The sequence below is a fragment of the Telluria aromaticivorans genome (genome assembly GCF_013003915.1).
In the GTDB taxonomy this organism is placed as follows: Bacteria; Pseudomonadota; Gammaproteobacteria; order Burkholderiales; family Burkholderiaceae_D; genus Telluria; species Telluria aromaticivorans.
Genome location: NZ_JABAIV010000005.1, coordinates 190,059 through 213,389, shown reverse-complemented (window position 1 = coordinate 213,389; position 23,331 = coordinate 190,059). Strand labels below are relative to the sequence as shown.

Annotated in this window: 23 protein-coding genes; 14 read left to right on the top strand and 9 right to left on the bottom strand. The window is 65.1% G+C overall.

The features are described 5' to 3' along the window. The first annotated feature begins 58 nt into the window (after positions 1–58). Positions 59–1,918 carry a sensor histidine kinase gene (locus HGB41_RS15655; RefSeq protein WP_229423058.1) on the top strand — a complete coding sequence of 620 codons (1,860 nt, stop codon included), beginning with the start codon at positions 59–61 and terminating at the stop codon, positions 1,916–1,918. A 249-nt stretch (positions 1,919–2,167) separates the two neighbouring features. Further along, on the top strand, positions 2,168–3,037 hold the full coding sequence (locus HGB41_RS15650) for a glycine-rich domain-containing protein (RefSeq protein WP_171086058.1): 870 nt from the start codon (positions 2,168–2,170) through the stop codon (positions 3,035–3,037). A gap of 63 nt (positions 3,038–3,100) precedes the next feature. Here HGB41_RS15650 and HGB41_RS15645 read toward each other — a convergent pair whose 3' ends face one another. Further along, the gene (locus HGB41_RS15645) at positions 3,101–3,331 is read right to left on the bottom strand and encodes a hypothetical protein (RefSeq protein ID WP_171086051.1); all 231 of its coding nucleotides are present in this window, start codon (positions 3,329–3,331) and stop codon (positions 3,101–3,103) included. Between the two features lie 13 nt (positions 3,332–3,344). Further along, positions 3,345–4,250, bottom strand: coding sequence for an NAD-dependent epimerase/dehydratase family protein (locus HGB41_RS15640; RefSeq protein WP_171086049.1), 906 nt, complete (start codon positions 4,248–4,250; stop codon positions 3,345–3,347). Between the two features lie 212 nt (positions 4,251–4,462). Between HGB41_RS15640 and HGB41_RS15635 the strand changes: the two genes are divergently transcribed. After that, positions 4,463–5,491, top strand: coding sequence for a CDP-6-deoxy-delta-3,4-glucoseen reductase (locus HGB41_RS15635; protein WP_171086047.1), 1,029 nt, complete (start codon positions 4,463–4,465; stop codon positions 5,489–5,491). Between the two features lie 310 nt (positions 5,492–5,801). Next, positions 5,802–6,191 (top strand): HPF/RaiA family ribosome-associated protein, encoded by a 390-nt coding sequence (locus HGB41_RS15630; RefSeq protein WP_171086045.1) that lies wholly within the window; start codon positions 5,802–5,804, stop codon positions 6,189–6,191. Between the two features lie 42 nt (positions 6,192–6,233). Here the strand turns inward: HGB41_RS15630 and HGB41_RS15625 are convergent, their stop codons facing one another. Next, positions 6,234–7,046 (bottom strand): helical backbone metal receptor, encoded by an 813-nt coding sequence (locus HGB41_RS15625; RefSeq protein ID WP_171086042.1) that lies wholly within the window; start codon positions 7,044–7,046, stop codon positions 6,234–6,236. 102 nt (positions 7,047–7,148) lie between these two features. On the opposite strand from HGB41_RS15625, the gene HGB41_RS15620 reads away from it, so the two are divergent. Both HGB41_RS15620 and sbcB read left to right on the top strand, forming a co-directional pair. Next, on the top strand, positions 7,149–8,114 hold the full coding sequence (locus HGB41_RS15620; protein WP_171086040.1) for a GGDEF domain-containing protein: 966 nt from the start codon (positions 7,149–7,151) through the stop codon (positions 8,112–8,114). A 115-nt stretch (positions 8,115–8,229) separates the two neighbouring features. Further along, positions 8,230–9,678: an exodeoxyribonuclease I gene (sbcB, locus tag HGB41_RS15615; RefSeq protein WP_171086038.1), complete on the top strand. Its 1,449-nt coding sequence runs from the start codon at positions 8,230–8,232 to the stop codon at positions 9,676–9,678. A gap of 262 nt (positions 9,679–9,940) precedes the next feature. Here sbcB and pyrF read toward each other — a convergent pair whose 3' ends face one another. Next, positions 9,941–10,762, bottom strand: a complete 822-nt coding sequence (pyrF, locus tag HGB41_RS15610) for an orotidine-5'-phosphate decarboxylase (RefSeq protein WP_171086037.1) — start codon at positions 10,760–10,762, stop codon at positions 9,941–9,943. A 146-nt stretch (positions 10,763–10,908) separates the two neighbouring features. Here pyrF and HGB41_RS15605 point away from each other — a divergent pair, with 146 nt between their 5' ends. Genes HGB41_RS15605 through HGB41_RS15595 form a run of 3 tightly spaced genes read left to right on the top strand, consistent with a single transcriptional unit; the run spans position 10,909 to position 12,889 of the window. Then, positions 10,909–11,520, top strand: coding sequence for a LemA family protein (locus HGB41_RS15605; RefSeq protein ID WP_171086036.1), 612 nt, complete (start codon positions 10,909–10,911; stop codon positions 11,518–11,520). Next, on the top strand, positions 11,520–12,380 hold the full coding sequence (locus HGB41_RS15600; protein WP_171086035.1) for a TPM domain-containing protein: 861 nt from the start codon (positions 11,520–11,522) through the stop codon (positions 12,378–12,380). The genes HGB41_RS15605 and HGB41_RS15600 overlap by 1 nt, the downstream gene beginning before the upstream one ends. After that, positions 12,380–12,889 carry a TPM domain-containing protein gene (locus HGB41_RS15595; protein ID WP_171086034.1) on the top strand — a complete coding sequence of 170 codons (510 nt, stop codon included), beginning with the start codon at positions 12,380–12,382 and terminating at the stop codon, positions 12,887–12,889. The genes HGB41_RS15600 and HGB41_RS15595 overlap by 1 nt, the downstream gene beginning before the upstream one ends. A 37-nt stretch (positions 12,890–12,926) precedes the next feature. Here HGB41_RS15595 and HGB41_RS15590 read toward each other — a convergent pair whose 3' ends face one another. Then, a complete protein-coding gene (locus HGB41_RS15590; protein WP_171086033.1) occupies positions 12,927–13,850 on the bottom strand; it encodes a LysR family transcriptional regulator in 924 nt (307 codons plus the stop codon). 133 nt (positions 13,851–13,983) lie between these two features. Here HGB41_RS15590 and HGB41_RS15585 point away from each other — a divergent pair, with 133 nt between their 5' ends. From HGB41_RS15585 to HGB41_RS15565, 5 genes are all read left to right on the top strand, one after another. Beyond that, positions 13,984–14,376 carry a RidA family protein gene (locus tag HGB41_RS15585; RefSeq protein WP_171086032.1) on the top strand — a complete coding sequence of 131 codons (393 nt, stop codon included), beginning with the start codon at positions 13,984–13,986 and terminating at the stop codon, positions 14,374–14,376. Positions 14,377–14,466: 90 nt separating this feature from the next. Next, positions 14,467–15,231 carry an SDR family NAD(P)-dependent oxidoreductase gene (locus tag HGB41_RS15580; RefSeq protein WP_171086031.1) on the top strand — a complete coding sequence of 255 codons (765 nt, stop codon included), beginning with the start codon at positions 14,467–14,469 and terminating at the stop codon, positions 15,229–15,231. A gap of 626 nt (positions 15,232–15,857) precedes the next feature. After that, positions 15,858–16,124: a hypothetical protein gene (locus tag HGB41_RS15575; protein ID WP_229423057.1), complete on the top strand. Its 267-nt coding sequence runs from the start codon at positions 15,858–15,860 to the stop codon at positions 16,122–16,124. Between the two features lie 70 nt (positions 16,125–16,194). Next, a complete protein-coding gene (locus HGB41_RS15570; protein ID WP_171086027.1) occupies positions 16,195–16,596 on the top strand; it encodes a VanZ family protein in 402 nt (133 codons plus the stop codon). A 161-nt stretch (positions 16,597–16,757) separates the two neighbouring features. Further along, the gene (locus HGB41_RS15565; RefSeq protein WP_171086025.1) at positions 16,758–17,342 is read left to right on the top strand and encodes a hypothetical protein; all 585 of its coding nucleotides are present in this window, start codon (positions 16,758–16,760) and stop codon (positions 17,340–17,342) included. A 499-nt stretch (positions 17,343–17,841) separates the two neighbouring features. On the opposite strand, the gene HGB41_RS15560 is transcribed toward HGB41_RS15565, so the two are convergent. The 4 genes from HGB41_RS15560 to galT are packed head-to-tail and all read right to left on the bottom strand — an operon-like array spanning position 17,842 to position 22,950. Next, the gene (locus HGB41_RS15560; protein WP_171086023.1) at positions 17,842–19,668 is read right to left on the bottom strand and encodes a glycoside hydrolase family 2 protein; all 1,827 of its coding nucleotides are present in this window, start codon (positions 19,666–19,668) and stop codon (positions 17,842–17,844) included. Then, complete coding sequence (gene galK, locus HGB41_RS15555; protein WP_171086021.1) at positions 19,668–20,753, bottom strand: galactokinase; 1,086 nt, start codon at positions 20,751–20,753, stop codon at positions 19,668–19,670. The genes HGB41_RS15560 and galK overlap by 1 nt, the downstream gene beginning before the upstream one ends. Next, entirely contained in the window at positions 20,747–21,847 is a 1,101-nt protein-coding gene (locus HGB41_RS15550) for a M24 family metallopeptidase (RefSeq protein ID WP_171086020.1), read from the bottom strand. Before HGB41_RS15550 ends, galK begins: the two co-directional genes overlap by 7 nt. Beyond that, on the bottom strand, positions 21,844–22,950 hold the full coding sequence (gene galT / locus HGB41_RS15545; RefSeq protein ID WP_171086017.1) for a galactose-1-phosphate uridylyltransferase: 1,107 nt from the start codon (positions 22,948–22,950) through the stop codon (positions 21,844–21,846). Before galT ends, HGB41_RS15550 begins: the two co-directional genes overlap by 4 nt. Between the last annotated feature and the right edge of the window lie 381 nt (positions 22,951–23,331).

Genomic DNA, 23,331 nt, shown 5'->3' with positions numbered 1-23,331 from the left:
GTATGAATGTTTGTCGCATTTAGGCGACGACTTCACTATGCAAGCGAGGCCAAGGATCATGTCTTCCCGCCGATACCCTACCGCACTGGCGAGGCTGCCAACGACCCTATTCACCGGGGCGCTGCTGTCCTTGACCATCGGCACAGGGCTTTACCTCGCCACCGCGGAAGCGATCGAGAGCGATACGCAGACGCGTTTTCGCGGCATGGCGCGCGCCGCCCAGTACACGATCGACGCCCGTATCAAGAGCTATTCCGATGTGCTGCGCGGCGCGGCAGGCTTGTTCCGCGCCAATCCGGATGCCGGCGCCGACGAGTTCCGCCACTATGTCGAGCAACTCGATACCCGCCACAATTTCCCCGGCATCGAGGTCATGAACTATGCGCGTGCCGTCGGGCCGGAGGGACTGGCCGCGATCGACGAAAACCTGCGCCGCCGCCTGCGCCAGCATGGCATACCGGAACCAAGCGAGCGCCTGAGCCCCGTGCCAGGCCGCGACAGCTACACGATCATCGTCTACATCGAGCCGAGCAACCGCCAGTCACTCGACAAGCTCGGCCTGGACCTCGAAGCGCGCAGCTATACGCGCCGCACGCTGGCCGAGGCGCGCGACAACAATTCCATGAGCGCTTCCGGCACCCGGGTCAACATGCTACCCGGGCCCAACCAGAATGGCCTGGCGATGCGGCTGCCGGTCTACCGCGCCGACCTGCCGGCACGCACCGTGGCGCAGCGCCGCGCGGCCTATATCGGCTCGGCCGGCATCGGCTTCGGCGTCGCCAAGCTGGTGAGCGGGTTGCTCGACGAATTCCCGGTCAAGGGTGCGCGCCTGGTGCTGGTCGACCTCACCGAGGTGCCGCCCGAACCGGGCGAAACCCGTCCCAGCGCCATCCTCTACGACAGCCATGCAACGCTGCGACACCCGAATCCGGCGCCGGCCGCGCAAGACGGTTCCGTGCTGCGCACCAGCCTGCCGATCGAATTCAACCAGCGCCAGTGGCGCGCCGATTTCAGTATCGCCAAGGCGTCGCTGTACACCCGCTTCGACCTGTATTACCCGTGGCTGGCCGCGCTGGCCGGAACGCTCAGCACCGCCCTGCTCTACGCGCTGTTCCAGACCATGGCCTCGTCGCGCCGCAGCGCCTTGCGCATGGCCGAAGACATGACGCGCGAACTGCGCGCCAGCCAGGCCAAGCTGCAGGCCACCAACGAAAAGCTGCGCCTGCTCGCCGCACACGCGGAACAGATCAAGGAAGGCGAACGCAAACGCATCGCGCGCGAGATCCACGACGAACTGGCGCAGAACCTGCTGGCGCTGAAAATCGAGGCCGAGATCCTCGCCAACCGCACGCGCGGGCGCCATGGCCGCCTGCACGAACGCGCCGATGCGACGGTGCGCCAGATCGACGTCACCATCCACAGCGTGCGCCAGATCATCAACGACCTGCGGCCAAACGTGCTGGACCTGGGCCTGAACGCGGCGGTGGACTGGCAGGTGGCGGACTTCGCGCGCCGCACCGGCATCGAATGCGAGCTGGTCGAGGACGAAACCGAACACCATCTCGACGACCACTGCGCCACCGCGCTGTTCCGCATCCTGCAGGAGTCGCTCAACAACGTGGCGCGCCACGCGCGCGCGCGCAAGGTGCGGATCGACCTGCACGAGCATGCCGGAATGCTGACCATGACAATCCGCGACAACGGTGTTGGCATGCAGCCGGGCAGCCGCAATCGCGTCGGCTCGTTCGGGCTGGTCGGCATCGAGGAACGCGTCAACATCCTCGGTGGCAGCTTTTCGATCAGCAGCGGACCGGAAACGGGGACCACGATCGCAATCACGATTCCGATTTTGAGCGACCGGCACCGGATGCGCGACATAGCGCGCGACGGTGATGTCCTGTTTTCCGCGCTGGCCTGAACGCCTGTTCGAACCAGCTAGCGGGAATGTTGTAGCGTTTCTGCAAAGCAGTTTGTTGCTTGAGCGAACTCAACATTAAACATGAGCGTACGCAGGACAATTCATATCACTGCCACTGGTCAAGACGAAAGCCCTGGCTTCCGATTAATCCGCAAAGTTGACGCAGGAGGATCTTCTAAAGCACCGCTCCACCACTAGGGATAATTAGAAATGCCTTGATAAACATTTCAAAACAATAGGTGAAAAATCATGTCGACTACCGAATTCGCACTGTTTGAAACCCTCGATCTGGCTCCCATCAAAATGAAACTGATGCACGTCGAATCCGGCGAAGCTTGGTCCGCAACACGGACCAATGCGGTGGAAGCGGAATACCGCCGCTTCCTGTTCCTGATGAAGAAATACCCGGATGCGGGCGCATCGCCAACCGTCGACGTGGACACCTTCTGGCATTACCACATCCTCGACACGATGAAGTATGCCCGCGACTGCGAGCAGGTGTTCGGCTACTTCCTGCACCACTACCCATACGTTGGCATCGGCGCCGGTACCGACGTGGGCGAGCAGGTAGAAGCCGGCGAGCGCATGCGCGCCATTTACGAAGTCGAGTTCGGCGCCAGCACGGCCAGCGGGTCGGCCTGGTGCGCTGCTCCCGGCAAGCCGGTGCAGGCCGCCGCCGAGACCAATGCATGGTGTGCGGCACCAGGCAAGCCGGCCGCCGCATGGTGCGCCGCGCCGGGCAAGCAGCCGGGGGGTACGAATGAGGCCGCATGGTGCGCGGCACCGGGCAAGCCGGTGCAGGGTGCTGCTGAAGCGACCGCATGGTGCGCCGCGCCGGGCAAGCAGTTGGTTGTCAGTGCCGCCGTCGCAAGCGCATGGTGCGCAGCGCCAGGCAAGAAACTGCATGCGCAGTTCGAGGCCACCGCATGGTGTGCAGCGCCAGGCAAGAAGCTCGACGGGAAATTCAATGCCACCGCATGGTGCGCGGCGCCCGGCAAGCAGCTCGAAGATTCCGCCAATGCATGGTGCGCAGCACCTGGCAAAGCGGCAGGCGAAAGCGCCAACGAAGCGACGGCCTGGTGCGCCGCGCCGGGCAAGCCGCTCCCGCTGGCTGCCTGAACCGTCCTGCCCAAACAGCCGGTCCGGCGACGCATGTCGCCAGACCGGCCTTTTTTCTGGAACTTACTTCTTTTTCTTGCCCGGCACGACCTTGGCCTGGCCGCTCGCTTCGAACAGGGCGCGCGCGTCCAGGTGGGCCTGGTCGATGTTACGCATCTCCGGCTTGTCGTCGTGTGGCACGAAGAATTCCTTGTCCTGCGCAACAACCACGATCTTGATCGCGGCAGCTTCGGTGATCCCGTATTTTTCGACGATCAGCGTGGTGACTTCGTCGAGGTATTCTTCATATTTCATGCTTGGTACTCCTTCAGTTTCCTTTTTGGTTCGCGATTGTACCGGAGAAGGACCGGAGCGCCGCCGCCACGTCGGGATAGCGCAGCCGCATGCGCAGCTCGCGCTTCAGGCGCGTATTGTCCAGGCGGCGCGACTCCGACATATACGACAGCAGCGTCGGCGTGACGACCTGCTGCAACTCGGCGCGCGCCAGCCGCGGCGGGCGCGCCATCCCGAAAGCATCGGCCACCGCATCGAAATAGTCAGCCATCTTCATGCGCGTGTCGTCCACTGCATGCACCACGCGCCCGCCGCGCGCGCGGAACAGCGCCAGCACGGCAATCCGCGCCAGGTCATCGGCATGGATATGGCTGGTGTACACGTCGTCTGCCGGCCGCAGCGCGGGCGTGCCCAGCTCGAGGCGCTTCAAGGGCAGGCGGTCGGCGGCATAGATGCCCGGCGCGCGCAGGATGGACAGGTGCGTGCCGTTCACCAGCGCCCAGGCGCGCAGTACGCGTTCGGCGTCCACCCGGCGCCGCGCGCGCGCATTCTTCGGCGCCACCGGGCGCGATTCATGCACCAGTTCACCGCCGCAGTCGCCGTACACGCCGGTGGTGCTCACGTAAGCCAGCCGCCCGACCTTGCCGATCGCCGCCACCAGGTGGCGCGTGCGGCGGTCTTCCGCGCCATCCGGCTGCGGGGGCGCCAGGTGGAGCACCCAGTCGGCCAGGCCGCGCAGCCGGTGCAGCGTTTCCGGCCGGTCGAGGTCCGCCACGATGGGAATCGCACCGGCCGCGCGCAGTTCGGCGCAGCGCTCGGGCTGGCTGGTAAGGGCAAGCACGCGGCAGCGCCCGCGAACGAGCGGCAGCACGCGCATGCCGACGTTGCCGCAGCCGACGATCAGCAGGCGCGGTTGGCGAAAAACAGCGGGCCGGGTCATGGGAAAAAGTAGAGTTTCGGGCGCGCTACTTTAGCATGGCGCTGCTGCTGCACCAGGTCGTCTTGCCAGTTCGCCCTGCCGGTTGCCCTTCCGGGCTGGCGTGCCGCGGCCTGCAGACTACCGGTGTAGAATACCGCGCTGTCGCACCACCCCGTCCCCAAGCTCGTTTGCCAATCACGCTTGCCTGCGCAAGCCTTAACCATCGACACTGCATGACCTTCCAGATCACCGTCCAGCCAAGCGGCCACCAGTTCACCTGCGAGGCCGATGAAACCGTCCTTTCCGCCGCCATCCGCGCCGGTATCGGCCTACCCTATGGCTGCAAGAACGGCGCCTGCGGCTCCTGCAAGGGCAAGGTGCTCGATGGCCTGCTTAGCCACAAGCCGCACCAGCAACGCGCACTGAGCGACATCGAAAAAACCGCGGGCATGTCGCTGTTCTGCTGCGCCGTGCCGGAAGGCGACCTGGTGATCGAGGCACGCGAAGTGGGCGGCAGCTCGGAATACCCGATCCGCAAGATGCCGACCCGGGTCGCGGGCATCCGCAAGGCCGCGGAGGACGTCGCCATCGTCACCCTGCAACTGCCGGCCAACGAAGCGCTCGCCTACCGCGCCGGCCAATATGTCGAATTCCTGCTCAAGGACGGCAAGCGCCGCGCCTACAGCATCGCCTGCGCGCCCTCGTTCACCGGCCCACTCGAATTGCATATCCGCCACCTGGCCGGCGGCCTGTTCACCGACCACGTGTTCGGCGCCATGAAGGAGCGCGACATCCTGCGCTTCGAGGGCCCGCTCGGCACCTTCTTCCTGCGTGAAGAGTCCGACAAGCCGATCGTGCTGCTGGCCTCCGGCACCGGCTTCGCCCCGGTCAAGGCGCTGGTCGAGCACCTGATGCACCTGAAGTCCACCCGCCCCGTGCGCCTGTACTGGGGCGGCCGCCGCCCGCAAGACCTGTACATGGACGACCTGTGCCGCGCCTGGGAAACCACCCTGCCCGACTTCCAGTACGTGCCGGTGATTTCGGACGCGCTGCTTGACGACGCCTGGGACGGCCGCACCGGCTACGTGCACGCGGCCGTGATGCAGGACCTGCCGGACCTGTCAGGCCACCAGGTCTACGCCTGCGGCGCGCCGGTCATGGTGGACTCGGCACGGCGCGACTACGTGGCGCAATGTGGGCTGCCGGAAGACGAGTTCTTTGCGGATGCGTTCACGACCGAAGCCGATTTGGCGCAGCCATAACCCTACCTGACGATTTGCCGCGCATCGTAGGGTGGGCAATTCGTCATTCAAGCCATTGGCCTGAATGACCTTGCCCACGGGTTCAAGGTCCGTGTGATTTGCCGCGGCGCGTAATCGCATACGTGATTTGAACGCGCGGGCAGGAAACCTGCCCACCCTACAACTGCCAAAGCCGCGCCCGGCGCCGAGAGCAAGATTGCAACCTAGCCACCCTTGCAACCTGACCGCACGACCCCACGTGTCATAACAGGACGCGGCAAATTCAGCGCCGCATGTAAGATGTAGTTGCTATGACAACAGGAGCGATCTTATGCAAATCAACGTAAATACCGACAACACCATCGAAAAACACCAGGGTCTGGACGAACACGTGGAATCCGTGGTCCAGAGCTCGATCGGCCGTTTCGGCGAACAGGTCACACGCGTCGACGTGCACCTGAGCAATGAGAACAAGGAAAAGCATGCCGACGGCGGCAATTACTGCATGATGGAAGCGCGCGTCAGCGGCTACCAGCCGATCGTCGTCCATGAGCACTCGGTGGAACTGCACCAGTCGATCAAGAACGCCGGCGGCAAGCTCGCCCGTGCGCTCGACAGCGCCCTTGGCCGCCTGGCCGACAAGAACAAGCATGCCCCGGTCGCGGTTGCGGTCGAAGAGGACATCGATCCGCTGTCCGACAAGCACCTGACCGATTCGTAATCCAGCTTCACGCGCACGCCCGGCTCCTGGGCGTGCATCCCGTCATCCCGCCACGCCTTCCACCATCGCCCTCAGCTCGCGCAAATAGCGCAGTCCCGCCAGGGCGCGGCTGCCGTACCACGACATCATTTCCCCATCGACCAGGAAGACCGGGATGCCGAGCTGCTTCTCGAGCGCATCCGCGTGCGCTTCCGTGAACCGGTAGGGTTCGGTGGACAGCAGCACCGCGTCGAGCTGGCCGACCAGCCCATCCGACCAGGCGAAACTCGGGTAGCGGGCCTCCCCAAGCGTTGGCACGCGCCAGCCCAGTTCGCCCAGCATGGCGGCGATATAGGTATCCCCCGAGACGCACATCCACGGGTCCTGCCAGATGCAGTACAGCACAGTGCGCGCCGGGCTTGGAGGCAAGGCGCGCAGGGCGGCATACTCCTGTTCGAAAGCGGCGCACCAGCTCTCCGCCGCCGCTTCCCTGCCAAAGATCCCGCCCACCAGCCGCGCCAGCGCCAGGTTGTCGCGCGGCGCCAGCGGATGCGTGACGACGATGTTCGGCACGAATGCCGCCAGTTTCTCCACCGTCGGCTTCTCGTTCTCGTCGATATTCACGACCAGGTGGGTAGGCGCGAGCTTGCGGATCTTCTCGATATTCACATCCTTGGTGCCGCCGATCTTGGGGATTGCCTCGACCGCCTCGCGCGGATGGATGCAGAAACCGGTGCGGCCGACCAGTTGCCCAGCCAGGCCGAGGTCGCACAGGAGCTCGGTAATCGATGGCACCAGCGACACGATACGTGCCTGCGGCGCGGGAAGGTGCCGGCGCCCGAGCGCGTCGACCAGGTAGGGTGAAGAGTTCGTCATGGCCGCTATTGGACCACTGTTGTTTATGGAACGCCAGCCTGCGCTCAGCTATTGCAATGGGTTATCATTCCACGACGTAACGACATTCCTTCCCGAGACCCCGTGAACCCGATCGGCACCTTTGGTGCGTCCCGCTATGCCGTGGGCGACCTGCAACTGTTCCGCGACGCCGACGACCCGACCGTCACGGCGGCGCTCGCCGCGTGCGCGATCGTGCGCCTGGCGGCCGGCCAGCGAGTCGAGGACGGCTTGCGGGCGCGGCTGTATATCGTGCTGTCGGGCTCGCTGGAAGTCGCCCCCGATGCCCACAGCGGCAATGACGACGGCGGGGTCACGCGTGTCTTGCCCGGCGAAAGCGTGGGCGAACAGGCTGTTCTGGACGATGCGGTCAACCTGGCCGCGATGACCGCGCTCGAGGATTGCGAGCTGCTGGTGATCGAACCCGAACTGGTATGGCAATTGATCGACCGCTCGAACGTGCTGGCGCGTAACCTGCTGCGCCTGCTGTCCTTCCGCGTGCGCGCCGCCAACGCCCAGTTGCGCCGGCGCCAGAAACTTGGCGAGTTCTACCGCCAGCTCTCGCTCAACGACGCCCTGACCGGCCTGTACAACCGCGCCTGGCTCAATGAAATGCTGCCCAAGCTCGCCACCCGCGCGCACCAGGACGGCAGCCCGCTGTCGGTCATCATGATCGACCTCGACCATTTCAAGCGCTTCAACGACACGCACGGCCACATCGCGGGCGATGCGGCGCTGTCCGCCGCTGCCGGCGTGATCCGTGATTCCCTCCGGCCGTCCGACTTTGCCGTGCGCTATGGCGGCGAAGAACTGTTGGCCGTCTTGCCGGATACCCATTTGGACCTGGCCGAAATGGTGGCCGAACGCCTGGCCGAACGCCTGCGCGCGGCGACGGTCTTCCCCGACATGCGCATGCCGATGCCCCATATCACCGGATCGTTCGGCGTCGCCTCCCTCGGGGCCAGCGGCGACGAGCATGCCCTGGTCGCCGCTGCCGATGCCGCGCTCTACCGCGCCAAGGAAGCCGGGCGCGACCGCGTCAGTGTCTGAGCGCGCCCGAAGGGCAATCCAGCGCAAAGCGGCGTGGCCGGGCGGCTGACGCCGCGCCCATTCTGTGCCACCATGGCGCCTGCCCACCGCAGTCGCGGCGACAACATAACAATACATGAGCACGCATACCTTCCTCTGGCACGACTATGAAACCTTCGGCGCGGTCCCGCGCCGCGACCGCCCGGCCCAGTTCGCAGCCATCCGCACCGACGCCGAGCTCAACGAAATCGGCGAGCCGGTCATGCTGTACTGCCAGCCGGCGCCGGACTTCTTGCCCGACCCGCAATCCTGCCTGATCACCGGCATCACGCCGCAGCAATGCCTGGAACGCGGCGTGCCCGAGCACGAATTCGCTCGCGCGATCGAAGCGGCCTTCAGCGAGCCGGGCACCATCGGCGTCGGCTACAACACGATCCGCTTCGACGACGAGGTGACGCGCCACCTGTTCTGGCGCAACCTGATTGACCCGTACGCGCGCGAATGGCAAAACGGCTGCGGCCGCTGGGACCTGCTGGACGTGGTGCGCATGGTGTTTGCGCTGCGCCCCGACGGCATCGAATGGCCGTCGCGCGAAGACGGCAAGCCGAGCTTCCGGCTGGAACACCTGACTGTCGCCAACGGCCTGGCCCACGACGCGGCGCACGACGCCCTGTCGGACGTGCGCGCCACCATCGCGCTGGCCCGCCTGATCCGCTCGACGCAACCGAAGCTGTTCGACTTCTGCCTGGAGTTGCGCCGCAAGGACCGCGTGGCCGCCGAAATGGGCCTGCACCTGGAGCCCAACCAGCGCCAGCCTTTCCTGCACGTGTCCGGCATGTTCCCGGTCGAGTACGGCTGCCTGGGACTGGTCTGGCCGCTGGCCCAGCACCCGACCAACAAGAACGAGATCCTGGTGTGGGACTGCCGCCACGACCCGTCCGAGCTGTTTACGCTGGATGTCGAGACGATCCGCCAGCGCATGTTCACCCGCAGCGCCGACCTGCCGGAAGGCGTGACCCGCCTGCCGATCAAGAGCGTCCACCTGAACAAGTCGCCGATGCTGGTCGGGAACCTCAAGACCCTGCAACCGGCCGCGGCTACGCGCTGGGACATCGACCTCGAACGCGGCCGCGCCCACGCGGCGCTGGCGGCAAACGCGGGCAATATGAGCGCGATCTGGGCGCAGGTGTTCCAGAAGCCGGCCTCGACCCTTGAAGTGGACGTGGACGAAGACCTGTACGGCGGTTTCGTCAGCAATGGCGACCGCCGCAAGCTGGAGTCGCTGCGCAGTGAAAAACCCGCGGCGCTGGCCGGCATGCGGCCCTCGTTCGAGGACGAACGCCTGGGGGAACTGTTCTTCCGCTACCGCGCGCGCAACTTCCCGCAGACCTTGTCGGCCGAGGAAGCGCAGCAATGGGAAGACCATCGCGCGGCGCGGCTGTTCGATGGGGCCGGCGGTGCGCGTACGGTGGACCAGTTGTTCGGGGAGATCGATGCGCTGTCTGAGACGGCGGATGAGCGGGCAGAGGAGATTCTTGGCGCGCTGTATGACTATGTGGAGTTGATTGCGCCGGAGCGGTATTGAGGTGCCTGGCCGCTCCTTCGCGCTGCGTGCTTTCGTGCGTTAGCAGCTACGGTACGAACTTGGAGGGAACAATGCCAGTGGCATTGTTCGTTCCTGCGCCGGGATGACGTGCTAAGTGAGCTGGTGCAAGGAGGTGCTGCCGGCATGCAGACTGTGTAACGATTTCCTTTGTTACCCCAAAGACCGTCATACGCGCCACTGGCGCCTATGACTCCCGGCGCAGGCCGGGATACAATTTTGCACGCTCGCCGCCAGCGCGTCCTTACCCCCGCGCCTGATTGATCGCATCCCGCGTCTCCCGCGCCACCCTGCGCGCCGCCGCTGCAAAATCTTCCCCCTCCTGCACCGCCGCATACAGAATCGCGCGCGACGAATTGATCATCATCCCGGTCCCGCCCGCCGTGCGTCCCGCCTTGACGGTCGCTTCCACATCCCCGCCCTGCGCGCCCACACCCGGAATCAGGAGCGGCATGTCGCCCACCAGCTTGCGCACCTGCGCGATTTCGTCGGGGAAGGTGGCGCCGACCACCAGCGCCAGCTGGCCATTGCGGTTCCACTTGTCGGCCACCAGTTGCGCGACGTGCTGGTACAGCGGGCGTCCGCCGACGTCGAGGAATTGCAGGTCGGAACCGCCCGCATTCGAGGTGCGGCACAGCACGATCACGCCGCGGTCGGCCCATTCCAGGTAAGGCTCGACCGAATCGAAGCCCATATAGGGGTTGACGGTCACCGCATCCGCGCCGTAGCGCTCAAAAGCTTCGCGCGCGTACTGGTGCGCGGTGGCGCCGATGTCGCCGCGCTTGGCATCCAGCACCAGCGGGATGCGCGGGTAATTGGTGCGCAGGTAGGCGCAGATTTCTTCCAGCTGCGCTTCGGCGCCGAGCGCCGCGAAGTAGGCGATCTGCGGCTTGAAGGCGCAGGCCAGGTCGGCCGTTGCATCGATGATCGCCTTGCAGAACTGGACAATGGCGTCTGGCTGTCCCTGCAGGTGGGCAGGAAAACGCTCCAGGTCCGGGTCGAGCCCTACGCACAGCAGGGAGTCGTTGCGGGTCCATGCAGCGGAAAGTTTGTCGATGAAATTCACTCTAGGCCCCTTGTCGGTCGATTATTGCAAACCCAATATTGTACCCGCCGGCCACCGGCGCCGTCTGCGCACCCCGATGATGCGCCAGAAGATCTTTACATCATGTATATTTTGATTATTCGACAACTTGCCGTGGATTACCAATCATGATCTCTACCGTCTTCTCCCGTTGGACCCGTGTCCTCGCCCTCGCCATCTTTGCCGGCTCGCTGCTGTCCGGCTGTGGTTATAACGAATTCCAGTCGAAGGACGAGGCAACCAAGGCGGCCTGGGGCGAAGTGGTCAACCAGTACCAACGCCGCGCCGACCTGATCCCGAACCTGGTGAACGTCGTAAAAGGCTATGCCAATCACGAGCGCGAAACGCTCGAGGCCGTTACCCGCGCCCGCGCCGCCGCCACCAGTTTCCAGATCACGCCGGAAGTGTTGAACGACCCGGCTGCCTTCCAGAAATTCCAGCAGGTGCAGGGCGAACTGTCCGGCGCACTGTCGCGCCTGATGATGGTGTCGGAAAAATATCCCGACCTGAAGGCCGATGCCCGCTTCGGCGAGCTGCAGTCGCAGCTGGAAGGCACGGAGAATCGCATCACCGTGGCACGCCAACGCTATATCGCTGCGGTGCAGGACTATAACGTCACGGTGCGCCAGTTCCCGAACAACCTGACTGCCATGGTCTTCGGCTACGACACCAAGCCGTCGTTCACCGTCGAGAACGAAAAAGCGATCTCGACTGCCCCGACCGTCGACTTCGGCAAATAATGTTCCGCGCGCTCTTCCAGGGCTCCTTCCTGCGCGCGCTCTGGGCGCTGCTGCTGGCATTGACGTTGGCCAGCCCAGCCTTCGCCCAGCTCAAGCCGGTGCCGGCGCTGAGCGGCCGCGTGGTCGACGAAGCCGGCATGCTCGACGCCGCCCAGCGCGAGCGCCTGACGGCAGTACTGGCCGACTACGAACAGCGCACCGGCAGCCAGATCGCGGTCCTGCTGGTCAAGTCGACCGAGCCGGAAGCGATCGAGCAGTACAGCATCCGCGTCACCGACGCCTGGAAGCTGGGCCGCAAGGGCGTGGACGACGGCGTGCTGCTGATGGTCGCGCGTGATAACCCGAGCGCGCTGCGCAGGCTGCGCATCGAGGCCGGACGCGGGGTGCAGGGCGTGCTGACCGATGCGCAATCGAAACGCATCCTGCAAAATGTGATCGCCCCGCACTTCCGTCAGAACCATTACTACGAAGGACTAGTCGCTGGCGTCGGGGCCATCGCCACGCTGCTGAACAAGGAAGCCTTTCCAGCTCCGGCACAGCGGCAGGTGCCGCCGAGCCAGCTCCAGCAGGATAACGGAGGAGGAGGGTTTTCGATGTTTGGCATCCTTGCACTGGTGATCGGTTTTTTTCTGCTGAGGTCGATATTCCGGCCACGCCGCAGCCGGCTGTCCCCGAATCATTGGGGCCGCAGCAGTAGTGGTCTGGGCAATGTCGCGACCGGCATCATCCTTGGCAATGTCCTCGGCGGCATGGGCCGCGGCGGTGGCGGCTTCGGCGGTGGGGGTGGTGGATTCGGTGGCGGCGGCTTCTCGGGCGGCGGTGGCAGTTTTGATGGCGGCGGCGCCTCGGGAGATTGGTAATGGGTATCGGACAACGCATCAGCCGCGCATGGCGCCACGTGAGCAGCAGCAACGCCGACGCCACGCGTGCTTTCCCCGAAACGACGCTGGGCGCGATCAGCGAAGCCATCACGGCCGGCGAACAGACCCACCGAGGCGAAGTGCGCCTGATCGTCGAGAAAGGCTTACCGCTGGACGAAGCCTGGGACGGCGTGACCAACCGCCAGCGCGCGCTGGCGCTGTTCGCCGACTATGGCGTGTGGGATACTGAAGACAATTGCGGCGTGCTCATCTACGTCAACCTGGCCGAGCACAAGGTGGATATCGTGGCCGACCGCGGCATCGACCGCAAGATCGACAGTTCGACCTGGCAGGCGGTCTGCCGCACCATGACCGATGGCTTCAAGGCGGGCCAGTTCCATGACGCGACCCTGGCGGCGGTCAAGCAGGTGAACGAATTGCTGCGCACGCACTTCCCGGCCAACGGTTCGCGGGCGAACGAACTGCCGGACAAGCCGCTGATGCTGTAGGCACCGGGCGGGCCACGCGGCTCGCCTGCGCACGTTTCTAGCGCGTCCTGCCACCGGCAGGCGCGTGTTCCGCCATCACTTCCACCACCCAGTCGATGAATGCCCTCAGCGCCTTGCTGATATGCCTGTTCTGCGGATAGGCGATATAAAGCGGCATCGGGTCGCTCTGCCATTGTTCAAAAAGCGGCACTAATCGCCCGTCCGCCACGTGCTGGCGCGCCATGTAATCCGGCAGCCACAGCACTCCCAGCCCCGCCAGCCCAGCGGCCAGGTAGGCATTGCCGTCGTCGATCGACAGGATATGCCGTCCCTGCAGCCTCAGCTCGGTGTCGCCCCGCCGCAGTACATAGGGAAACCCGTTGCCATTGCCGGACCAGCGGAAGCGCACGATCCGGTGCCGGGCGTCGTCCAGCTCTTCCGGGTGCTCGGGCGTGCCGGCACGCTCGAGATAGGCGGGCGATGCGTACACACCCAGCGCCAGTTCGGCCACGCGGCGCGCCGTCAGCGACAGGTCCGTGATCGCACCGCCGCGCACCACGCAGTCGACCTTGTCGCTGACCAGGTCGACCTTGCGGTCGCTGGCGCCCATGTCGAACTGGATCTCGGGGTAGCGCGCGTGGAAGCGCGGCAGTGCCGGGATCAGGACCAGCGTGGCAAGCGGGCTGGGCACGTCCACGCGCAGTTGTCCCCGCGGCGCCGACGAGGTGCCGGGCAGGCTCGTCTCGGCTTCGTCGAGCTCGGCCAGTACGGCAATGATGCGGTCGTAATAAACCGCGCCGTCGGCGGTGACATTGACCTTGCGCGTGGTCCGGTTGAGCAGCTTGACCCGCAGCCGCGTTTCCAGTTCCTGGATCAGCTGGGTCACGCTGGCCCGGTTCAGGTGCAGGGTCTGGGCCGCCTTCGTAAAGCTGCCTGCCTCGACCACACGCACGAATGCCCGCATCGCATCCAGTTTGTCCACGCCTGTCTCCTCAATGATTGTTTGGATTGTACAAACAATCTTGATGCCACTTGCCTATTTATCGCAGTGAACGGCAGGACTAAGCTGTGTTCACCCGGCCTGACCAGGCGCGGGTTTACCTCAGGAGAAGACGATGACAAACCGCGATGTAGTGTTTCCCCCGGGCCGCCAGGCCTTGTATGAAAAGAACCGGTATTCACCCGCAGTGCGCGTGGGCGGCCTGCTGTTCGTCTCCGGACAGGTCGGCAGCCGCGAGGACGGCTCGCCCGAGCCCGGCCTGGAAGCGCAGGTACGGCGCGCATTCGAGAACCTGAACGCCATCCTCGGCGCTGCCGGCTGCAGCTTCCGGGATGTCCAGGATGTGACCATCTTCATGGTCGATCCGGAATCGATGTTCGAACAGGCTTGGGAGATCGCCAGGGAGTACTGGGGTGAGGCGCCCTACCCCACGGTGACGGCGGTCGGCGTGACCTGGCTGTATGGCTTCCAGTTCGAGATCAAGGTGGTAGCCAAGCTGCCTGCCTGAGGCCCGGCGCTCGCCCGGAAGGCGAGCAAAAACAGCAGGCACGGCTCCAAGCTGGATACAATTGCCGTTTGCACATTGAGAAAGCCTGCCATGAGACTAGCCAACAAAACCGCGATTGTCACCGGCGCCAGCCAGGGAATCGGCCTGGCCTGCGCCCAGCGCCTGGTGCAGGAAGGCGCACGCGTGATGCTCGTCGATATTCGTCCCGAGGGCGCCGACGCTGCCGCCACCCTGGGCGATGCCGCGCGCTTCCACCAGGCCGACGTCAGCATCAAGGCGGAAGTCGACGCGATGATGGCGGCCACGCTGGCCGCCTTCGGCCAGGTCGACATCCTCATCAATAACGCCGGTGTGACCCACGCAGCCGACTTCCTCGACCTGGAGGAAGACGATTTCGACCGGGTGTTACGGATCAACCTGAAGTCGATGTTCCTGTGCAGCCAGGCTGCCGCCCGCGAGATGGTGAAGCGCCAGAGCGGCTGCATCATCAATATGTCTAGCGTCAACGCCGAGCTGACCATCCCGAACCAGGTGCCGTATGTGGTGTCCAAGGGCGGCGTGAACCAGCTGACGCGCGTGACCGCCATCAGCCTGGCCCAGCACGGGATCCGCGTGAATGCCATCGGCCCGGGCACGATCCTGACCGAACTGGCCAAGAAAGCCGTGCTCGGCAGCCCGGAAGCGCGCCATACGATCCTGTCGCGCACCCCGCTCGGCCGCTGCGGCGAGCCGGAAGAAATAGCGGGCATTGCCGCCTTCCTGGCCAGCGACGATGCGTCGTATATGACCGGCCAGACGCTGTACGCCGATGGAGGCCGCATGGCGCTGAACTACACGGTTCCCGTGCGCGAGTAAACCGGTTGAGGGACAAAATCGACAGGAGATATGCGGAATATCAATGTCTGGTATCTGTATTCGCAATTGGACACATATTTGGCGGTGCAACATAATTGCACCTGTCTCCACTATTCTCCTCCAAGAAAATAGTTTTAAGCCCGCCTCGAGCGGGCTTTTTTTTGACCGAAAATAAACCAATGGAAACCGGCAAGCGAGGTGCGACCTGCGAGATCCTGTTGAAATTGCACATGCCCTGAAGGGTTCGCCAGGCGTCCGCTACGTTTGATCCAGGTCACGGCGTGGTCACAATAAGCCCATATACTTTGAATTAACTGCGATACACGCAACCGATATGCGTGATTGCAGCAGGTGTGTTGCACCGATGTGCAGCACACCCACCGAACATGCGTCTCTTGGCCTCATCTTGGGTTGTGCCCGCCAGCTCCTGGCGGGCATTTTTTTCATATGCACAACATGCCAACATAAATCCTCTCGCAGGGCTTGAAGCTGCGCGAGATTTGGTTATGATGAAGCTCCCGCCCTGCTTTTTCTCATCCGTAGGGTGCCGGACAACACGATAACAGGGAGCCTGTCCTATGAGTTTACGTGCATCCGAGTCATATTCGCATCCGCCCGAGCCAGTCATGTGCCGCCGTCACGATGCTGACGGCAACCTGGTCCTCGTCGAACTGAATCCCCTGGCCGTCATCGACCAGCCCGATGATGCAAGCATGCCGCTGGACCTGCTGACCTTCGGCAGCGTACGCGAGGTGTGCCCCAAGTGCGAGCGCACCCACCTCAAACTGGTGCTGCGCCAGACCAGCGTGCGTATTGCCCACCTCTTCTGCGCCGATTGCGAAAGCTGTTTCGACGCCCACTACACCAACGGCTCGCCGGCGCTGACGATCTGATCAGCCGAATGGGCGTGGCCGGATAGTTAGCAGGCATGCTATCGTTGGCGTTTGCCAACGCTCGATCGTCATGCCCGCCATCCTGTCCCTCCTGTTGCTCGACCCCCGCCTGCGTAGCGCCCGTCGCGGGCTCGCCCTGGCGGTGTACGCCGCCGTGCTCATCGCCGGTTCGATTCCCGGCGCGCGCGCCGAAATCGGCGAATATGCCCCGGGCCTGGTGCTGCATGGCCTGACCTATGCCTTCCTGACCCTGCTGTGGTTCCTCGGCAGCGCCGGGAGCGGGCCGGTGCGTGCGCTCAAGGCCGTGCTGGCAATTGCGCTGATGGGCGCCGGCGACGAACTGGTGCAAAGCTTCCTGCCCTACCGCTCGGGCGACGTGCGCGACTGGATGATCGACGTCACCGCCGCGCTGCTGACCAGCACGGTGCTGGCCGTGGTCCTGCCGCAACGCGACACGGTGCGCCCGCACTGACATCCGCTCCCTGGAAAAGTCCACCGGCCTCAAGGCCAGTTTGATACAGCTCAGGTTCAACCCGGGTCCGCCGGAACGCTGACGCGCTTCGTGCCTCTTACCAGAGGTGGCACGCTGCATCGTCACGCATCCCACTGAACATCCATTACAAGGAGTTGATCATGAAGCAAAAACCCCAGAGCGTGATCGTGGCGGGCTTGCTGGCTGTGGCGCTGGGCCTGGCCGGGTGTGCCGGCACCGGCGACAAGAGCGGCGAATCATCCAGCAGCATGGCCAGCGGCGCCAGCGGCGCCAGCGGCAGCACGGGCGCCACCGGCGCCACCGGCTCCACCGGCACTACCGACCCAGCCGGCTATCCGGCCGGCACCAGCAGCAGTTCAGGCAGCAGCGGCACCTCCGGCCGCACTGGCTCAACCGGCTGGGACCGGTCGGGCAGCTCGGGCGCCAGCGGCAGCACGGGTACTTCCGGCGCCACCGGCGCGCAGACAGGCCCTGCCACCAGTGCCAGCGCGAGCCCGAACAGCACCGTGCTGGCGATCGAAGTCATCCCGGGCGCAGCGGGCAGCGCCGGCGCTGCCGGCAGCACCGGGGCCAGCGGGGCGGCCGGCGCCACCGGCAGTTCCAACGCTTACCGCGTCACCGTGCGCATGGATGACGGCAGCACCCAGGTCGCTACCCAGGCCACCACGCCCGATTTCCGCAGCGGCGACCGGGTCAACGTGACCAGCGGCGTCATCCAGCGCTAGCTTCCTATCGGCCGGGCATGGGGTATGCGGGGCGTAGAGCTTGTGAAAAAACCTCCAGGGCAAGTGGTGCGGCAATCCGCCGCTGAGTCGAAGACAGTACGCTAGTACGGCGAGACGAGGCAACGCAGACATGGGGGAATTTTTCACAAGCTCGTAGGGTGGCCGGGGTCGTTCAGGCCAGTGGCCTGAACGACGAACGGCCGCGCGTCCAGCTCCGAGGTGAGCTGCCACAGCGCATCGGTGATTTGAACGCGCGGCCGGCGAAGCCGGCCACCCTACGTGTTCTGCGAACAGGCACGCGACCCGGTGTGCGCCGTGCATGTTTAGCGGCAAACGATGTCTTACGAGAACGGGCACCAGCGGATGCGCGGCTCTCGACTCAAGCTGTGCATGACATAAAAAAACGCGCACGGTCAGGTGCGCGTTCATGGGGTGAATGTGAGAGGCGCCGCGGCAAGAGGCAACCCAACGGCATGCGCCTCCGCGCAGCGCCGCCCCCTTACGGCATGCCCGTCCCACCCGGCAAGCCATCCCCTTCCGTCTCGATATCCTTCTTCCGCAGCGGGACATTGCGCGTCGCGGCGCTGATGACGTCCAGCGGCAGCTTCGGCGTACGGTCGGCGTTGAGCAGGCCGTTCGCCTCCTGGAAGGTATCGGTGAACTGCGTGTAGCAGAAACCGCTGAACATGAAGGTCTCGTTCACCACCTGCAGCAGCCTGCGGTAGAGCGACGAATAGCTCTCGGCGGTATGCGCGCGCGAATAGCCCCAGGTCGTCTTGTCGGCATCCGGATCCTGCTTCGGATCGTAGGCGATGCCGCCGAACTCGGTGAGCACGATCGGCTGGCCGCGGTGCGGGAAGCCGTCCAGGGTCAGGATGCGCCCGCCCGGACGCCGTTGATCGAACAGGGTCCGCACCGGGTCGGTGACCGCATAGCGTGCCTGCACCTTTTCCGGGTCGCAGTCGTAGTCGTGGATGCCGAGGATATCGGTGGCCGATGCTTCCCAGCCGTCGTTACCGATCACCGGGCGCGTCGAGTCGAGCGTGCGCGTCAGGTGATACAGCGCCTCGACCGCATTGCGGTGCGCCTGGGTCAGGGTCAGGTTCGGCACGCCCCAGGACTCGTTGAAGGCCACCCAGACGATGATGCAGGGGTGGCTGTAGTCGCGCTGGATCGCCTCGGTCCACTCCCGCACCATGCGCGTGATGGCCCGCGAGCTGAAGCGGTAGGCGGACGGCATCTCTTCCCACACCAGCAGGCCGAGCCTGTCGGCCCAGTACAGGAAGCGCGGGTCCTCGATCTTCTGGTGCTTGCGCACGCCGTTGAAGCCCATCAGCTTGACCAGTTCCACGTCGCGCTTGAGGTGCTCGTCCGAGGGCGCGGTCATGAAGGACTCGGGCCAGTAACCCTGGTCGAGCACCAGGCGCAGCTGGTAAGGACGGCCATTGAGCATGAAGCGGTCGCGGTTGATCGAGACCGAGCGCAGCGCCGTGTACGAGCGGATGCGGTCCAGGATCTGGTCGCCGCAGCGCAGCGTCACCTCGGCGTCCAGCAAAGTCGGGCGTTCCGGGCTCCAGAGGATTTCGTTGCGCGAATCGTCGATGCCCGGGTCGGACAGCGCGATCTTGCGATTGGCTTCACCGCCCAGCAGCTTGTAGTAATCGTCTGCCAGCAATTGCTCGCCGTGCCAGATCTTGACTTCGACAAACAGGTCTTGATGGGTATGGCCGGCGGCAAACACTTCGCAGCCGATTTCATAGGTTTCGAAAATCGGCGTCCAGCGCAGCGAGGCGATATAGGTGTCTTCCACCTGCTCGACCCAGACGGTCTGCCAGATGCCGGTGGTACGCGGATACCAGATCGAGTGCGGCTCGAGCAGCCAGTCCTGCTTGCCGCGCGGCTTGGCAAGGTCGGCCGGGTCGTCTTCGACGAAGACCGTGACGACCTGCCTGCCGCTGTCGTTCATGGCGCCGGTAATGTCGGCCTGGAAGGGCGTGTGGCCGCCCTCGTGCTCGGCCACCAGGCGGCCATTGACCCAGACGCGGGCGCTATAGTCGACCGCGCCGAAATGCAGGATGGTGCGCTTGCCGTTGGGTGCGAGCTCGAACTCGCGCTCGTACCAGACGGCGCGGTGGAAGCCGGTGTCCTGGATGCCGCTCAGTTCCGTTTCGACCGCGAAGGGCACGTTGATGTCATGGGTCCATTGCGGTGCATTGTCCGGCAACCGGTAGACCAGCTCGTCATCGAAGCAGAAGCGCCACTGTCCGTTCAAATTGATCCAGTTGTCGCGCACCAGCTGGGGACGGGGGTATTCAAACTGACTCATTATTGTCCTTTCTGTTCAGTCGGGACCGGAACCAGGATCCGGCCCTCTCGTCCATGTTTGTTATAGGCCGCCAGCGCGGCGGCGGCCGCTCCCTGCGCCTGCCCTGCCCGGCACAGCGCCACGCAGGCGCCGCCGAATCCGGCGCCGGTCAGGCGCGCCCCGAGCACGCCGGGCTGCGCGCGCAACTGCTCGCACAGGTCGTCCAGCTCGGCGATCGATACTTCGTAGTCGTCGCGCAGGCTGAAGTGCGAGGCGTTCATCAGTTCGCCGAAGCGTTCGGCGCTGACGCCTTCGGCCGCTTCGAGCACGCGCAGGTTTTCCTGCACCACGTGGCGGGCGCGCTCGCGCATCGGCGATGGCAGGCCCTCCACGGTGGAGGGATCAAGCACATCGCGCAGCGCCTGCACGCCCAGCTTGCGCGAGGCTTCCTCGCATTCGGCGCGGCGTTCGTTGTACTTGCTGGCCGCGAGCTTGCGCGCGATGCCGGAATCGATCACGATCAATTCGCTATCGGGCGGCATTTTCACCAGCCGGTGTTCGAGCGTACGCGCGTCGATGAACAGCATGCTGGTCTCGTCGGCCAGGCTCGATGCCATCTGGTCCATGATCCCGCAGTTCACGTGCGCGAATTCGATCTCGGCGCGCTGCGCGATGCGGGCCAGTTTCACGTCGTCGAGTTCGAAGCCGAGCAGCATGCGCAAGGCGCGCAGCGTCGCCACCTCGAGCGCGGCCGACGACGACAGCCCCGAGCCCACCGGCAGGTTGGTGTCGACATAGATGCGCAGCGGCGGCACCTCGATGCCCTCCGCCTGCACCAAGCGGATGCAGCCCTCGATATAGCTGCCGTAGCCCTGCGGCGCCTTGCCCTCGTAGGGGAAGGTGACGGTGTTGTCGAAGGTCGGCGAATAGAAGTGGAAATGGTCGTCGCCGCTGCGGCTCATCGCCACCAGCGTGCGTTGCGGGGTCGCCACCGGCAGCATGAAGCCGTCGTTGTAGTCGGTGTGCTCGCCCAGCAGGTTGACGCGCCCGGGGGCCGACGCGTTCACTTCCGGCGCACCGCCGAAGAAGGTGTCGGTGTTCAGCATGTTTGCGCCTCCAGCCAAAGGGGCCGCATGCGGCCATGTACGTCCGCCGCCGGCCAGCCGGGGTCGAACGTGAGGTTCTCGAGCCCTTCCGGGCCGAGCAGGAAAGTATCTTCGATCTTGACGCCCGTGAAGCTCGGGTTGAATGCAAAGGCCATGCCCTCTTCGAGCTGGGTCGCGGTGCTCGGGCTGGCGACGATCTCGCGCGCCCGGTAGCCGGTGATGCCGCCCTGGTGGTGCTCGCGGATCGCCGCTTCGCGGTCCGCATGCCTGTAGGCGGCGTCGAGCGCGTGGTACACGGACGACAGCGACATTCCCGGCTGCACGGCAGCCAGGCCGGTTGCCTCGACTTCCATCAGCGCCCGCTGGTCGTCGACCGGGGCCGCGCCAAAGCTGACGAAACGCGTCAGGTTGGCGTACAGGCCGTGGCGGCGTGCGCAGAACACCAGCATTGCGCGCTCGCCGATCGGGTCGCTCGACGGGGTCGGATGGCGCCAGGCCGGCAGGCGCCGTTCGCCGGCCACCAGCACCAGCGCCGGGTGGATCCCGCGCCGCCATAGCGCATGCGCGCCGGCGCCGGCCAGCTGGAATTCGGTCCAGTCGGGCCGCGCCTGGCGCATGGTTTCGCTCATCGCCTCGGCGGCTTCGCGGCCGAGGACGCGGTAACGTTCGCGTTCGCCCGCGCCCAGCACCAGGCGGCGCTGGCGCAGCGCGTTGGGCAGCGGCTGTTCGCCATTCAGTGAGCGGTCCGACAGGACGGTGCGCCCGCCCGCCGCGTTCTGCACATAGCGCTCGCGCAGCTCGGGCTCGGCCCAGGGCTCGGCATGGAAGGTGAAGCCGTCGGGGACTTCCTCGGCGCGCAGGCGCTCGGCCTCGATGGCATCGGTCAGGATGCAGGCCTCTTCAAGCGTAACCAGCACTTCGGCCACGCCGTGGTCGGTCGTGTGCAGCACGGCGCTCGATCCGCCCGCGGTGATCCAGGCGAACCAGTCGACACCGCGCAGGCGCAGCGCTCCCGCATTTGCTGCCGCCAGCTGCGCGCGCACGAGTGCCAGCTTGTCCGCGACCTCGGCCGCGCGTGAGTGGCTTGCCGTCATGCGTGGACCTCTTCGCGTTCGTCCAGGCTGACTTCCACCTGCTGCAGCTCATACGCGGTGGTCTCGGGCAGCACGTCCATCGCGAACATCCCGGCCGCCAGCTCGGTCCCGGCCAGGTATTTCAGGCGGTCTTTCGTGCGGTAGGGCGGATAGAACTGGGCATGCAACTGGGTCTCGGGGTGTGCGGCACCGTCGGTGGGCGCCTGGTACCAGGCCATCAGGTAGGGGAAAGGCCGGTTCCACAGCGTCTCGAACTTGAGCAGCACGGTCTTGAGCGCACGCGCCAGGCCGGCGCGCTGCGGCGGCGTGAGCGCCGCGAAGTCCTTGCACGGGGCAGTCGGCATCACCCACACCTCGTAGGGATAGCGCGCGCAGGCCGGCACGAAGGCGATCGCATGCTCGTCCTGGTAGAGCACGCGCTTGCCGTCGGCGGCTTCATCGCGCGCCATGTCGCACAACAGGCTGCTGCCGTGCTGCAGGAAGTATTCGCGCTCCTGCGCCAGCATCCGCGCCGGCACCGCCGGCACGAAGGGATAGGAATAGATCTGGCCGTGCGGATGGTGCAGCGTGACGCCAACCTCGGCGCCGCGGTTCTCGAAGGGCAGCACGTAATGGATGTGCTGGTGCGCGCCGATGCGCTGGGTGCGGTCGCCCCAGACGGCCAGCAGCAGTTCGATGCGCGACAGCGGCAGCGCCGCCAGCGCCGCATCCGGCTTCTGGGTGAACACCACCACTTCGCAATGGCCATTGGCCGGCGCGGTAGGGACCGTCACGCTCGGGGGATCGCGCGACTCCAGCGCCAGTGAGGGGAAACGGTTGTCGAAGACGGCGATCTCGTAGTCGCCGGCAGGCATTTCGGTCGGGTGTTCGGGATCGCTGACCGGCGCCAGCGGGTTGTATTGCGGAGGCGGCTGATAGGTGCGGTTCTGCCGGAAAGCGGCGTAGGTCACCCATTCGCCGCGCAGCGGATGCCAGCGCAGGTGCGGGTTGGCATGCTGGGGTTCGGCAAACGGGCTGGGTGCGGTAATTCCGTCCGGAATCGGCTGGTTGCTATAAAGCGTAATATTGCGTCCGTCCGGCTTCTTGAGATCTTTGCTGTGCATGGCATCCAAAAATGTCGGGCAAATTCGGGCGCGAGCATGCACCGGCCACAGCCGGTGTGCTCGCGTTCTGAAAACGATCCTAACATGGTGATTTCATCACATTTTCCCGTGAGTATTGGCGCATTTTCCAAGCGTCAACAACGGCATGGCGCAAGGCTAAACTGCCCCGGGCAAGCCGCCCTTTGCCTCCTAGGGAAAGCCCGTATTCGACACTCTGGATGAGGCACCGATGTAGGCTCAGTCCTACACGCTGAACAGAATTTTGGCTAGGTTTTGGCAAGCCATACGCCTACGAGACCGACCATGGAAATGGGCAAAGCGGGGAGTTGGAAACAGCGGCAGGACCGCCTGCCCCCAACCGGAGGGGCGAAAAAAAACCGC

Coding starts and splice junctions, on each gene's coding strand:
- HGB41_RS15655 (WP_229423058.1), top strand. CDS start 59: ATGTCTTCCCGCCGATACCCTACCGCACTGGCGAGGCTGCCAACGACC.
- HGB41_RS15650 (WP_171086058.1), top strand. CDS start 2,168: ATGTCGACTACCGAATTCGCACTGTTTGAAACCCTCGATCTGGCTCCC.
- HGB41_RS15645 (WP_171086051.1), bottom strand. CDS start 3,331: ATGAAATATGAAGAATACCTCGACGAAGTCACCACGCTGATCGTCGAA.
- HGB41_RS15640 (WP_171086049.1), bottom strand. CDS start 4,250: ATGACCCGGCCCGCTGTTTTTCGCCAACCGCGCCTGCTGATCGTCGGC.
- HGB41_RS15635 (WP_171086047.1), top strand. CDS start 4,463: ATGACCTTCCAGATCACCGTCCAGCCAAGCGGCCACCAGTTCACCTGC.
- HGB41_RS15630 (WP_171086045.1), top strand. CDS start 5,802: ATGCAAATCAACGTAAATACCGACAACACCATCGAAAAACACCAGGGT.
- HGB41_RS15625 (WP_171086042.1), bottom strand. CDS start 7,046: ATGACGAACTCTTCACCCTACCTGGTCGACGCGCTCGGGCGCCGGCAC.
- sbcB (WP_171086038.1), top strand. CDS start 8,230: ATGAGCACGCATACCTTCCTCTGGCACGACTATGAAACCTTCGGCGCG.
- HGB41_RS15605 (WP_171086036.1), top strand. CDS start 10,909: ATGATCTCTACCGTCTTCTCCCGTTGGACCCGTGTCCTCGCCCTCGCC.
- HGB41_RS15600 (WP_171086035.1), top strand. CDS start 11,520: ATGTTCCGCGCGCTCTTCCAGGGCTCCTTCCTGCGCGCGCTCTGGGCG.
- HGB41_RS15595 (WP_171086034.1), top strand. CDS start 12,380: ATGGGTATCGGACAACGCATCAGCCGCGCATGGCGCCACGTGAGCAGC.
- HGB41_RS15585 (WP_171086032.1), top strand. CDS start 13,984: ATGACAAACCGCGATGTAGTGTTTCCCCCGGGCCGCCAGGCCTTGTAT.
- HGB41_RS15580 (WP_171086031.1), top strand. CDS start 14,467: ATGAGACTAGCCAACAAAACCGCGATTGTCACCGGCGCCAGCCAGGGA.
- HGB41_RS15575 (WP_229423057.1), top strand. CDS start 15,858: ATGTGCCGCCGTCACGATGCTGACGGCAACCTGGTCCTCGTCGAACTG.
- HGB41_RS15570 (WP_171086027.1), top strand. CDS start 16,195: ATGCCCGCCATCCTGTCCCTCCTGTTGCTCGACCCCCGCCTGCGTAGC.
- HGB41_RS15565 (WP_171086025.1), top strand. CDS start 16,758: ATGAAGCAAAAACCCCAGAGCGTGATCGTGGCGGGCTTGCTGGCTGTG.
- HGB41_RS15560 (WP_171086023.1), bottom strand. CDS start 19,668: ATGAGTCAGTTTGAATACCCCCGTCCCCAGCTGGTGCGCGACAACTGG.
- galK (WP_171086021.1), bottom strand. CDS start 20,753: ATGCTGAACACCGACACCTTCTTCGGCGGTGCGCCGGAAGTGAACGCG.
- HGB41_RS15550 (WP_171086020.1), bottom strand. CDS start 21,847: ATGACGGCAAGCCACTCACGCGCGGCCGAGGTCGCGGACAAGCTGGCA.
- galT (WP_171086017.1), bottom strand. CDS start 22,950: ATGCACAGCAAAGATCTCAAGAAGCCGGACGGACGCAATATTACGCTT.